Origin of the sequence: Leptothermofonsia sp. ETS-13, assembly GCF_049200465.1 — a bacterium.
Lineage (GTDB): Bacteria > Cyanobacteriota > Cyanobacteriia > Leptolyngbyales > Leptolyngbyaceae > Leptothermofonsia.
The window spans coordinates 3,001,474-3,015,076 of sequence record NZ_CP120836.1; the positions used below are offsets into that span (position 1 = coordinate 3,001,474).

Annotated in this window: 6 protein-coding genes; all 6 read right to left on the minus strand. The window is 47.6% G+C overall.

Going from position 1 to position 13,603, the window contains the following annotated elements; all coding sequences use genetic code 11:
* Positions 1 to 79: 79 nt before the first annotated feature.
* Entirely contained in the window at positions 80 to 2,605 is a 2,526-nt protein-coding gene (locus P4D80_RS13705) for a glycogen/starch/alpha-glucan phosphorylase (RefSeq protein WP_421654561.1), read from the minus strand.
* A gap of 245 nt (positions 2,606 to 2,850) precedes the next feature.
* A complete protein-coding gene (locus tag P4D80_RS13710; protein WP_421654562.1) occupies positions 2,851 to 5,361 on the minus strand; it encodes a DUF4912 domain-containing protein in 2,511 nt (836 codons plus the stop codon).
* 195 nt (positions 5,362 to 5,556) lie between these two features.
* Positions 5,557 to 5,952 (minus strand): hypothetical protein, encoded by a 396-nt coding sequence (locus P4D80_RS13715; RefSeq protein ID WP_421654563.1) that lies wholly within the window; start codon positions 5,950 to 5,952, stop codon positions 5,557 to 5,559.
* 88 nt (positions 5,953 to 6,040) lie between these two features.
* The gene (glgP, locus tag P4D80_RS13720; protein WP_421654564.1) at positions 6,041 to 9,856 is read right to left on the minus strand and encodes a glycogen/starch/alpha-glucan family phosphorylase; all 3,816 of its coding nucleotides are present in this window, start codon (positions 9,854 to 9,856) and stop codon (positions 6,041 to 6,043) included.
* 1 nt (position 9,857) lies between these two features.
* Entirely contained in the window at positions 9,858 to 10,322 is a 465-nt protein-coding gene (locus P4D80_RS13725) for an EF-hand domain-containing protein (RefSeq protein WP_421654565.1), read from the minus strand.
* Between the two features lie 606 nt (positions 10,323 to 10,928).
* A complete protein-coding gene (locus tag P4D80_RS13730; protein ID WP_421654566.1) occupies positions 10,929 to 13,364 on the minus strand; it encodes a phosphoketolase family protein in 2,436 nt (811 codons plus the stop codon).
* Between the last annotated feature and the right edge of the window lie 239 nt (positions 13,365 to 13,603).

Consider the following 13,603-nt stretch of genomic DNA (forward strand, 5'->3'; position numbering starts at 1 on the left):
ATTGCTTCTAGGGATGAAAAAGGTGCTGGATGCTTGAAACTTCGTTTCAATTCATCTCGCTTCTCAGCAACGCCTTCTCTTAAACGTTGAGCTTCAGATCACTGTTTGATTGGCTGTATTCGGGTACGTCTACCTGAACAGAAGGGACTTTCCAGATTTTCTGGAGATAATCACGAATGGAGCGATCGCTGGAGAATTTGCCCATCCGCGCTATATTCAAAATGGACATCCGAATCCAGTGATCCCGATCGCGGTATGCCTTACTTACTCGATCCTGACATTCTACATAGGACTGATAGTCTGCCAGCAGGAGATATTCGTCGCGGTACAGCAGTGAGTCTAACAATGGCTTGAACAGGTTGGGGTCACCGTGGGAGAAGAACCCGGAAGAGATGCGATCAATGACCAGCTTCAATTCATTGTTGCTATTGTAGTAATCCCAGGGATTGTACCCAGTTGCTTTCTTAGCAAGCACTTCTTCAGCCGTCAAGCCAAACAGGAAGAAGTTATCAGCACCTACTGCCTCTCGAATTTCGATATTTGCTCCGTCGAGGGTTCCGATTGTGAGAGCGCCGTTCATGGAGAACTTCATATTGCCTGTGCCAGAGGCTTCCTTACCGGCAGTAGAAATTTGCTCGGAGAGATCGGCAGCAGGATAGACGCGCTGGGCAAACTTGACATTGTAATCCTTCATGAAAACAACTTTGAGCCGACCGCGCATATCCGGGTCATGATTGATGACCTCAGCGATCGAATTGATCAATTTAATAATCAGCTTCGCCATGTAATAACCAGGAGCCGCTTTACCACCAAACAGGAAGGTGCGCGCTGTAATATCCAGATCAGGATTGGCTTTTATCCGGTTGTAGAGTGTGATGATATAGAGTGCATTCAGGTGTTGCCGTTTGTATTCATGGATGCGTTTTGCCTGAATATCGAATAGCGAATTTGGATCAATATCAATGTTGTAGTTTGCTCGAATATAATTCGCCAGATCTTGCTTAACAGCTTGTTTTACCTGACGGAATTCGTCACGAAAACCTGGATCGTAAATGAAGTTCTCTAGTTTCCGCAGTTCATCCAGATTCTTGATCCAGCCATCTCCAATCTTGCTGGTGATGAGATTGGCTAGCCGGGGGTTACTTAACACCATAAAGCGACGGGGCGTGACTCCGTTGGTGACATTAGTAAACTTTTCTGGATACATTTCGTAGAAGTCACGTAATACAGTCTGCTTCAATAATTCACTGTGCAGCTCTGCAACTCCGTTGACAGCATAGCTACCTACACAGGCAAGATTAGCCATACGAACATATCGCTCACCACTCTCGTCAATAATCGACATGCGACGGATGCGATCAAAATCATCTGGGAATCTAATCCGAACGTCATCCAGGAAACGGCGATTAATTTCGTAAATCAGTTCCAGATGACGGGGTAACAGGCTGCCAAACATACCCAGAGGCCAGCGCTCCAGTGCTTCTGGCAGCAACGTATGGTTCGTGTAGGCGAAGGTCCTAGTAGTAATGTTCCAGGCTTTATCCCAATCAAATCCATGCTCGTCAAGTAAGAGTCGCATCAACTCAGCAACAGCAATGGTTGGATGGGTATCATTTAACTGAATCGCATAGTGTTCGTGGAATCGATCCAGAGCAATATTTTGTATCTTCATCATGCGGATCATATCCTGCAAAGAACAGGAGACAAAGAAGTACTGTTGCTCCAGTCGCAGTTGCTTACCTTGATAGGATTCATCGTTGGGATAAAGAACTTTGGTGATGTTTTCGCATTCACTTTTCTCGTGAACCGCTCCGAAGTAATCACCTTTATTAAAGGCTTCAAAGTCGAACGATTCTGGGGCTTCTGCTTTCCACAGGCGCAAGGTATTGGCAGTATTGGTTTGGAAACCCAGAATTGGCGTATCGTAAGGAACACCTTTGACGACTTTGTAGGGAACCCAACGGATACGGTAGCGGCCATGCTCGTCAGTATAAGCTTCAGTGCGTCCACCAAACTTAACTTCTAACTCTGCTTCTGGACGAGCAACTTCCCAGGGATTGCCATATCGCAGCCATTTATCTGTGATTTCAACTTGCCAGCCGTCTTTAATTTCCTGATCAAAGATGCCATATTCGTAACGGATGCCGTAGCTGATCGCAGGAATTTCCAGCGTTGCCAGAGAGTCGATGTAGCAAGCGGCCAGACGACCTAAACCACCATTACCTAATCCGGGTTCTTCTTCTTGTTCCAGCAAATCGGTCAGGTTGAGTCCCAGTTCCTCCATTGCCTGTTTCACTACGTCGTAAAGTCCCAGGTTGATCAGATTGTTGCCTAAATGAGGTCCCATAAGAAACTCGGCAGACAGGTAGGCAACCATCCGGGGTGCCTTTTCTAGGTAGGTCTGGGTAGTCTGGAGCCACCGATTGAGCAGGCGATCGCGCACCGTATACGCTAATGCCATGTAGTAATCATTTTTAGTTGAGATTTTGGGAAACTTTGCCTGAATGTAGAACAGGTTATCTAGAAATGCCCGCTTCAGCGTTTCGATACTAATCCCAGTGCGATCGTCTTCAATTTGAATGTTGTTGGAAATGACATCAACCATAGTAATCGCTACTCCTGTTGGTTGTTGATATTGCCAGGTAATGAGTGTTGGGTTTACTTTCTCCCTAAATATTCACTTTTGCTGGAGTCGATAGCTGATCTTCTCCAGTTCTTACCAAAACCCTATTGCCGGAGCTTAGTTAACCCGATTAGAAATTGCTAAATCGATCTTTCTTGAAATTTGAACGCAGTGCAAGGGGTTTCACCCCTGCCTTGGGGCAAAGCCCCCTCTTCTTTGTTCATAAACTATTTGTGAACGCTATAAGTCGATGAATGTTGAATCACAGAAACGATCACTTCGCTAGTATTGTCTTCAATGTAAGTATCAAAGAAGAAAGCATGCAATGTTGCTGGTTCTAACACCTCTAAACAAAGGGTTTCGTCGTATCCGTTCAATGTTGACCAGGTGGCATTTACGGGAACATTCGTTTTCTGATTGATGAACCGCCCACCATGAATCCATAGCAAAACCAGAGGCTCCCCTCTCAGGGCTCCCTCTACGTGATAGCTGAATGTTCCACTTTTCAGTCGCACAATATAGCTGCCGGAGGCAAGGCTTTTGGGTACGGAGATATTATTCTCCAGTTGCCGCATTTGGTCGGCATTAAGCAAGTAGCAATTCTTGCGGCTGTGAACAGTCAATTCCTGAATTGCACACTTTCCTTCCATAGTGGGAGAGGATGGCACAACTGAGGTGTCGCTGACGATATTTTTCGGGGAAGGGCTATCTGTTGCAGCAGATTGGGTTGCGATTCCTGCCCCAACCAATGCCGTCCCCCCTGCGATGGCACCGAGTCCACTCAGAACAACCTCCGCCGGAACACGAACATGGTTTGAGCGTGCCAGTTTTAGCCAACGTCCTTCTTCGGTGACATATCCAACCTCAACGATGTAGTCGCGATCGCTAACAGGAATGGGCAGGTGTTTGTCCTGGTCTGCCTCACTCACATCAAATTGTTGAACGCTGTGGGGGTACTGGTCATCCATGTTGATGTCAGTAACATCATAAAGGCGCAACATCATTTTCTTGCCGCCCTGGCGTCTGAGAACCGACCTGTCGGCTTCATTAGCTTCCCAATAGGCATAGGCATCCTTGCTGTTGCGTGGGGTCAGAATAATTCGACTGCCAGTTTCAACCTGTTTACGAGGCCGATCAGCGGATTGCGATCGGGCAACCATTCCAGCTCCAACGGCTGCGGCTCCTCCTGCCAGGGCTGCTACTCCACCAATATTTGGAGAAACTGCTGTCGGGAGGCAGGCAGGTACATGCACCTGGGCTGAACGGGCAAGTCTCAGCCAGCGGCCATCATCCGTAACGTAGCCCAGGTCAACCAGATAATCACGGTCATCATGCTCAATTGGGAGATGGCGATCGGTTTCTGTTTCCTGACATTCAAACTCTCGAACACTGTGTGGTCGCTGGAGATCCAGGTCAATTCCGGTCACGTCATAGAGGCGTAATGCCAGGTTACGTCCACCCTGCCGCCGTAGTTCTGCTTTGCGTTGATCAGAGACTTCCCAGTAAGCATAAGCATCTCTACAATTGCGGGGTGTCAGGACTATGCGATTTGCGGAGGGTTTGGCAATGGGGACAGGCGTGGGAACAGGGGCAGGAGAAGGCACTGGGCGAGCGGTTGTCGCCACTGGAGCGACCTCTCCTCCGCGTCCCTTCAGTAACCACCAAAACAATCCGCCCAGGAGGGGAATGCCTAGCAGCCAGAGCCACCAGGGAAACCCCTGTTTGGTTTCAGTTGCGACCGTTGCTGTTGTTGCAGGGGCAAGGGCTGTTGCGGTTGTTGGTGTAGGGCTGGGAGATAGGGTTGCTTCAGGGCTGGTGGCGATCGCTCCCTGTTGTTCCGCTCCCTGTTGTTCCACTTCCTGTTGTTTCGCTTCTTGCAAAATTTCCTGTCCAGGTTTGGATGTGACAAAGCCCAAAAATGCCAGAGTTGCAGGGTCCGTAACACCCTGTTTATAGACGTATCCACGCGGTTGAGAGTAGGGGTAACGGGGATCGTCAGGCAAGGTACCGTGCATTTCTAAAACCCTTACTCCTGGTAGTGCTTTGACATGATCTGCGATCGCATAGCCAATCCCATCGGTTCCCAGTTCCTTCACAACGGAAGCGGTATCATCCTGGGTGAGGCGGGTTGTGGTTGCACCATTTTCAAAGGGAGCCGATTGAAATACCTTGTAGTTGCTGAGGGAACGGCGAGTATCGCTGGTTTCAGGGCGATCAATAAACCGAATTCTTCCAGGTTGTCCACCCGCCTGCGACCAATCAGTAATTTCACCCCGGAACATCCTGGCAAATTGCTCAAAGGTGACATTGCCCTTAAAGGGATTATCAGCACCCACAATAATAGCAATTTTCTCTCGGCTAACAGGTGCCAGAATTAGGCCTTTAGCTTTTTCCTGTGCAGTCAGCGGTCGTCCTATGGCTGCCAGGTTCGCCCGACCATCCAGCAGGGCTTTCACTGCCTCATCGCTACCATTTTCTGCGAAATTAACGGTCGTGCCGGGAAACTTTTCAGTAAACCGCTTTTTTAACAACTCGTTGATGATTGCCATACTACTGGAACCATCTACCTCTACAATGGCACCGCCAGGCAATGAAGTCGGCAAGGGAAATGTGGCATTAGGACTGGTAGACTGTGCCTGGGCTGGAACCGCGAGAGTTTCTAGAAATGGCCTGAATATAGCACCGACTGTTAACAACAAGGCTGAAAGCTGGATGAGTTTCTGGGATGGCTGCAACATGAGATCCTGTTCCTTGTGAGACTCAACTGTTGATAAACAAGGGGCAAAAACCTTCTCAAAGAAAGAGGCTGGGAGAGCAAGCATTCTGTAGCTGTCTGTGAGGTCAGTGGGTGGTCGAATGCTTGCTCTTATGAGTCAGTCAAATGCAACACCACGGGCCATACCTTTTCAAATATCCGGTTAAATCCAGACAACTTAAATTCGGACAACGGAGAGATGAACTTCTCCTTCGTTGTCATCGATATGGGTGTCGAAAAAGAAAGCGCTGAGGGTGGCAGGTTCCAAAACTTCAAGGGTGAGGGTATCGTCGTAACCATTCAAAGATGACCAGGTTGCACCCACTTCAACTCCCGTTTTCTTGTTGATGAATTTGCCCCCGTAGATCCAGAGCAGTACAAGCGGTTCACCAATCTGGCGATCGCTCTCAATATAGTCAAACGACCCACTCCGAATCTTGATGATGTTGATTCCTGGTTCCAGCCTGGTAGAAACGGAAATCTCATTCTCAATTTTTTGCATCACTTCTGACGGTAGTACGTAGCAATTATGTTTGCTATGAACTCTCAAATCGGTCACAACGCAGCCTTCCATTTTGTACCTCACTTGCTTGTTTAGTGAATTGATGATTGTTTAGTGAATTGAGATTTGCTGGATTAACTAACATCAGCAGATTTTCTGCCTATGCCTGGACATATTCCCGCAACTCAGTTACAGGTTTAACGTGCCAGATGGTCTGGTTGTATTCACGAACAGCGCGATCGCTGGAAAATTTGCCAATTCGGGATGTGCTGAGAATAGACATCCGCGTCCAGTTATCGGAATTACGGTAAGCTTGGCTGACTCGCTCCTGGCAGGAGATGTAGGAGGCATAATCTGCCAGCAGCAGATAATAATCGTTGGACAGCAGCAGGTGCACCAGTGGTCTGAACAACTCTGTGTCGCCATTTGACAAAACACCGGACGTTAACAAGTCGATCGCACCTTTTAGTTCGGGATTGCTGTTATATATCTCATAGGGGTTGTAATTTTGCGATCGCAGGTCTTCTACCTCCTGAGCATCCTTGCCAAACTGAAAGAAGTTTTCTCCACCAATGGCATCTCGAATTTCCAGATTAGAACCGTCCGGAGTGCCAATGATCAACGCTCCGTTGAGGGCGGCAATCATGTTACCGGTGTCGGCCGCTTCGGTTCCCGCGGTGGAAATATGTTCTGATAATTCGATCGCAGGATAAATGCGTTGAGCCAGCTTGATTGTGAAGTCAGGTAGGAAAACAACCTTCAATCGCCCCAGCACATCCGAGTCATGATTAATGACATCCGCTACAGAATGGATGAGTTTGATCATCAGCTTTGCGATGAAGTAGTCGGGAGCCGCTTTGCCACTGAAGATAAAAGTGCATGGAGTAATGTCGATGTAAGGATTGTTCTTGATCCGGTTGTACAGGGTCAGAATGTGCAAAACATTCAGGTGCTGCCGCTTGTATTCGTGCATGATCATTGCCTGCTCATCAAATAAGGAACTGGTGTCCACTTGAATTCCAGTCCGTTTCTGAATTTCAGTCATGAGCGACTGTTTGGCAGACTGTTTCACATTTCGCCATTCCTGCCGGAAACTCCAGTCATCAGCAGCTACCGTTAATTGCTGCAACTCATCCAGGTTGGTGATCCAGCCACCTCCAATCCGACGAGTGATCAGATCAGATAGGGCTGGATTGCTCAACAGCAGGAAGCGGCGGGGGGAAATGCCGTTGGTTTTGTTGCTAAATTTGCCTGGGTATAGAGTGTAGAAATCTGGCAGGGTCTTTTGTTCCAGCAGTTTGGTGTGTAGAGTAGAAACACCATTAATGGCATGACTGCCAACACAGGCAAGATTAGTCAGGCGGAGGTAGCGATCGCCCACTTCACTAATCAACGACAGATGACGAATTCGGTTGTCATCATTCGGATATTGACTGCGAACCTCTTCTAGAAAACGGGTATTAATCTCCAGTACAATTTCCAGATGCCGGGGTAAAACGGAACCCAACAGACCCACTGACCACAAATCATCCAGAGTTTCAGGCATGAGGCTATGGTTTGTATAGGACAGGGTGTTGCGGGTTATCTCCCATGCCTGCTCCCACCCAATACCCTGTTCATCAAGCAGTAGGCGCAGCAGTTCCACAACGGCCAGTGCCGAATCTGTATCATTCAGTTGTAGATTAAACCGCTCATGCAATTGGGCGATCGGGTGCCCTGCCTGGAGGTGTAATCGGATGGCGTCCTGCAATGAGCAGGAGATCAGGAAAAACTGTTGTTTCAGGCGTACCGCCCGCCCCTGATCATCCCCATCAACTGGGTAGAGAGTTTTACAGAGGTTATCTGCGGTTTCTGCCCGCCACAGTCGCAGCAGGTTGACTGTGCTGGCTCGATAACCCAGAATTGGCGTGTCGTAGGGAAACCCTTTAATCACTCCCTGAGGAATCCAGCGCACCCGATAACGACCTTGTTCATCCAGATAGGCTTCGGTGCGTCCACCAAATTTCACTTCCTGCATTCCTTCGGGGCGCTCAATTTCCCAGGGATTACCGAATTGCAGCCAGGTGTCGGGGACTTCGACCTGCCAACCATTCTGAATTTGTTGATCAAAGATGCCATATTCGTAGCGAAGACCATAGCCGATCGCCGGAATCCCTTGAGTTGAGAGAGAATCGAGATAGCAAACCATCAATCGTCCCAGGCCGCCTTTGCCAAGCCCCGGCTCTTCTTCCTGGTCGCTAATAACCGTTAGATCCTGACCCAACTCCTGTATGCCTTGCTGCACCGTATCCATAATCCCTAAATTAATCAGGTTGTTCATCAGGTGTGGACCTGGCATATATTCAGGGGAAAGCTCGCCTACCCACCGAACATTGGGGCAATTCAGGTAGGTTTCAGGCGTATTAAATTGCAGCAGGCGATCGCGCACCATGTACGCCAGCACCGTGTAGTAATCTTGCGGTGTTGCCTGCTCTAAAGTTTTATCCCGAAATCGCAGCATATTGTCGCGGAATGCTTGCTTGAATGTTTCTACTGAATAACCTGTATGGACATCTCCAACCGGGACTACACTGGCGATTGCGTTAACTGTGCCAGGCGATTGAGGAACAGCAGATTGTGGAGCCGTTACTAGGGTTGCGGGTTCAGTAACAATCGCTTCAGGTTCAGTCATGGGTTCAGACACATTTGCAGCCAATTCTTCAACAACAGAATTGGCCTCAATAATTTCCGCCTTCATGGTCGAGCCGCGATCGCCGATCGGTTCATCTTCTAAGGATTGCGGAACCACAACAGAGGTTGATGACGCGGGTTTTCTCTCCAGCCATTTGAGAACCCACTGCAAAATCAATCCCACCAGAGTCAGAGGTAAAACCAGCCGTAACCAGAGGGGAATTACTTTCAGGGTTTGAGAAAATGCAGAGGTTTCAGGCTCTGGCATCTGAATAATAGAGATTTTAGAAATTGGCTTCAGGGCACTGCTGACAGCCTTAGCTTCTGTAGTTTTGGCGGTATTAATCGCCACCTTTCCAGGTTCTGCGGTTGCCAGACCGAGGAAAGAACTGGCAGCTAAATCAGGTGATTTTTTATAGGCATAACCACGAGGTTGAGCATAGGGATAGAGCGGGTCATCCGGTAATGCCTCATGCATGACAACAAGCTTGACAATGCGGGCTTTGTTCTGGTTGACCAGTTGACTGGCGATCGCGTATCCGATACCGTCTCTCCCTAATTGCTGAATGATTGCAGCCGTATCATCGCTTTCCATTTGAACGGCATTAGCTCCAGTGGTAAAACCGCCATCCTGAAAAATGCCATAGCGGCTCAGAGCAATTCGGGTGTCGCTATTGGTGGGGCGGTCAATGAAGCGAATCGCACTAGGCGCACCTCCAACTTCTGCCCAATCGGTAATTTCACCGCGAACAATCTTGATAAACTGCTCAACCGTTAAATTCCCCTTAAACGGGTTGTCTCGTCCGACAATGACGGCAATTCGCTCCTGGCTGAGGGGAATCTCGATCAACCCTTTTGCTTTTTCAGAAGCGGTCAATGGTCGCCCGATCGCGGCCAGATCAATTTCATCCTTGAGTAATCTTTGCAGAGCCGTATCAGTTCCCTGGGTATCAATTTCTACTTCAGTGCCAGGAAATTGCTGCTGGTATTGTTCCTTCAAAAGCTGATTAATCACAACCATACTGCTGTCGCCATCGATTCTCACTGTTGTTTGTTTATCAACGTCGATGGGCAACTGAAATATCGGTAGTTCGGAGGATGGAGCAGGAGCTGCGATCGCGACTTGAGTCAGCCACGGAGGCAAGACAAAGAAAATCAACAGGGCAATTTTAAGGGTGCAGGTCAGTTGCTGGAGCATACGCATTTTGTGTGGGTTCAGAGTCAATTCACAGTTTGGCTGTTGCAGAAAACCGTTCCGCTTACATTCTGTAGGAAAGGTTTCAGGTTTCCAGGCAATCTCAAACACATTACTGAAATCCAATGTGGGCGATCGCCCCTAGATATTCGTAGTAGGTGATTTGTCCATCCCTGTCCCGATCAACTTCAGCCATGATGGTTTGAATTTGTGATCTACTAAGAGGTAGGACCAATCGATCTGCTATATCAAGTGCTTCCTCAAGCGAAAGCAGTCCATTTCGATCAAGGTCCAGTTCACGAAACCTCTTTAATATTGGGAAAGTTGGTTCAGCGGCAACAACGAACTCCTCAAACTCAATACACCCATCCTTATCGCTATCCAGAGCCTCAAATGTTTTTGTTTGTCGAATCTTTTCCTTTGCCAGGGCAAAGCTGAGATATTCATCAATATCGATTTTGCCATCCTGGTTTGAGTCAAGTCGTGCAAATGCATTGAAAATCGATGTCAATCTATCATCAGGGATTAGTGCTTTAATGTCTTCCAATACTTCAACTTTTGATTCACGAATATTCATATATCCATTCTCTCAATCACGTCTGTAAGGATAGGTGCAAATTCCCTTTCAATGGCTCAGGTATTTTGAAAGCAGAAATCACAATAGCCAGTTTTGCCTTAAAGGCTGATATTCCTGGTTGGACTACCGCAAGAATCCAGAATTTTCCTCACATAAATAGTTTGAATATTGCGCTCATAGATTTCACCAGATTTGCTTAGAGCAATAAAGGGCACCCATCTCTTGTGCCCTTCTCAGTTGAATCACGATGATTGTTGTTTGATGCCTGTCAGCTCAAAGTTCTTCAGACGGTGAGAAAGCTGAACAACCAGAACAGACCTGCATATTTTCAATATTCTGAGCTTCATTCTGAGCTTCTGCTCGGAAAACAGTTGGGGCAAAATTGGATAACTTCTCACAAAACATTCTCCTTCAGTCTCAATACAGTTTGGTCAGCATAGACTTCAGGACAATCGGTCACGCCATCGGAAGTTTAGATGGGATTTCTAAACTCCCGACGTCTTACTAAACAACTAGTACAGCACAGCGGGAATACGAATACCATTCTGGCTCCTTCCTACTCCCCACTCTCCAACCCAATAGTTACTGGACTTATGCCATCGTCCACTAGTAAGGCCACTTCCAATTCAGAACATCGGGGCGATCGATCCCGTGTTCGTAGGCGTAGTTTGTGCAATCAATTTGCTCATCTCTAAGCATCTCTTTCACGTGGGCACCCGCCACCATCAGTTTAGGAACCCGATCAATGACATCGATCGCGATACTGAAGCGATCAATCTGGTTCCGGATTGCCAGATCGAGTGGGGTGTTAATGTTTCCCTTTTCCTTATAACCGCGCACATGGATGTTGTGGTGGTTGGTACGACGGTAGGTGAGTCGATGAATCAACCAGGGATAGCCGTGGAAGTTGAAGATGACTGGCTTATCAGGCGTAAAGAGACTATCAAAGTCGCGATCGCTTAACCCATGAGGATGTTCTGATTCAGGCTGTAATTTGAATAGATCAATCACATTGACAAAGCGAATCTTTAAATCGGGGAAATGCTCTCGCAACATCCAGTTTGCCGCCAGTGATTCCTTTGTAGGAATATCACCCGCTGTCGCCAGAACCACATCCGGCTCAACTCCCTGATCATTACTTGCCCACTCCCAGATATCGATCCCCTTAGTGCAGTTCTTAATTGCCGATTCCATGTTGTGATACTGCAAGTGCATCTGCTTGTCAGACACGATTACATTAATGTAATTCTTGCTACGTAAGCAGTGATTTGCCACTGACAGCAGAGTGTTGACATCTGGCGGCATGTAAATGCGGACCACATCCGGACTTTTATTCAGCACCACGTCAATGAAGCCAGGATCTTGATGGGTAAATCCATTATGATCCTGTCGCCAAACTGTCGAAGTAATCAGCAGGTTAAGGGATGCAATCTCTTCTCGCCAGTGAATGTGATTGCAAATATCTAACCATTTAGCGTGCTGATTAAACATGGAATCAATCACATGGGCAAATGCCTCATAGGTGGAGAAGAACCCATGCCGTCCAGTTAGTAAATAGCCTTCTAACCAGCCTTGCAGCGTATGCTCACTCAACATCTCCATAACACGACCATCAGGAGCAAGCTCACCACCATCTTCATCCTCTGGTAGGTATTCCGCGATCCAGAATTTTTTGCTGACTTCATAAACCGCACCCAACTTGTTCGATGTATTCTCGTCCGGCCCAAACACCCGGAAATTCGTCATGTTATTCTTCATCACATCCCGCAAGAACACACCCAGTGGTGCAGTGTTTCCAGCCTCAATCACACCGGGTCGCTCAACCTGCACCCCATATTGCCGAAAATCAGGCATATTCAACTCATGCAGTAACAACCCGCCATTGGCATAGGGAGTTGAGCCGAGTCGCTTGTCACCAAGTGGTGCTATTTCTTTAATTTCAGGAAACAGAGTGCCATTAGCATCAAACAGCTCTTCTGGCCTGTAACTCCTCATCCATTCTTCCAACAGCTTTACATGCTCAGGATTGTTGTGCATGCCGCCCATTGGTACCTGGTGCGATCGCCAAAACCCTTCAACTTTGTGACCATCTACATAATCTGGCCCTGTCCACCCTTTAGGCGATCGCAGCACAATCATAGGCCAGATAGGTCGGGTCACAACACCGTTAGAACGAGCTTCCTGCTGAATGCTATGAATCTTGGCAATGCAATGATCCAGGGTTGCTGCCATCGCCTGATGCATCGACTCAGGATCAGAACCTTCAACAAAATAAGGCTCGTATCCATAGCCTTCGAACAATGCCTTTAACTCTCGATGGCTAATGCGAGAGAGAATAGTTGGATTGTTAATCTTGTAACCGTTCAGGTGCAGCACTGGCAGGACTGCACCATCCCGAACAGGGTTGATAAACTTGTTGGAGTGCCAGGAAGTTGCCAGAGGTCCTGTTTCCGCCTCTCCATCACCGGGCATAGACACCACAATTAAATTGGGATTATCAAAAGCAGCACCAAAGGCATGGGAAAGGCTATACCCCAGTTCACCACCCTCATGGATAGAACCTGGTGTTTCAGGAGTGCAGTGGCTACCAACTCCGCCAGGGAAAGAGAATTGCTTGAAGAACTGCTTCATTCCAGCTTCGTTCTCACAGCATTCAGAATAGAAACGGGAATAGCTGCCTTCGAGGTAGCAGGGACCCAGAAAGCCTGGTGCCCCATGCCCTGGTCCCACCATAAACAACATATCCTGGTCAAACTTTTTAATTACTCGATTTAGATGGGTGTAGAGGAAGCTGATCCCAGGACTGGAACCCCAGTGACCGAGCAGTCGCTGTTTAATGTGTTCAGGCTTAAGGGGTTCCTTAAGCAAGGGGTTGTCTCGTAAATAGATCATCCCAACTGCCAGATAATTGCTGGCTCGCCAGAAAGCATGAAGCTTTCGCAACTCTTCCGCACTCAACGGTGCCCCTTCCACAGTTGATCGCGCCTGTCCATAGGCACTAATAGAGCTATCCTGTGTTGGCTTCGGTGGTGTTGCAACCATACAACTGTCCTTGATTAGAAATGTCCTTGATTAGAAATTCCGGTTTCAGGCGAACTAAACACTCTTTTTGATCAGACTTTTATCAAAAAAACAACCGTTAGTGTAAGCTAAATTAAAGGTTGAATAATGAAAAGATTATTCAACTATCCGATCGAGAACAATAACAAGCTTTTCTTAAGTGGAGTGTATCATTGACTCCAAATTCAATAAATTACAAAAAGATTAAATAGTCAAAGGAT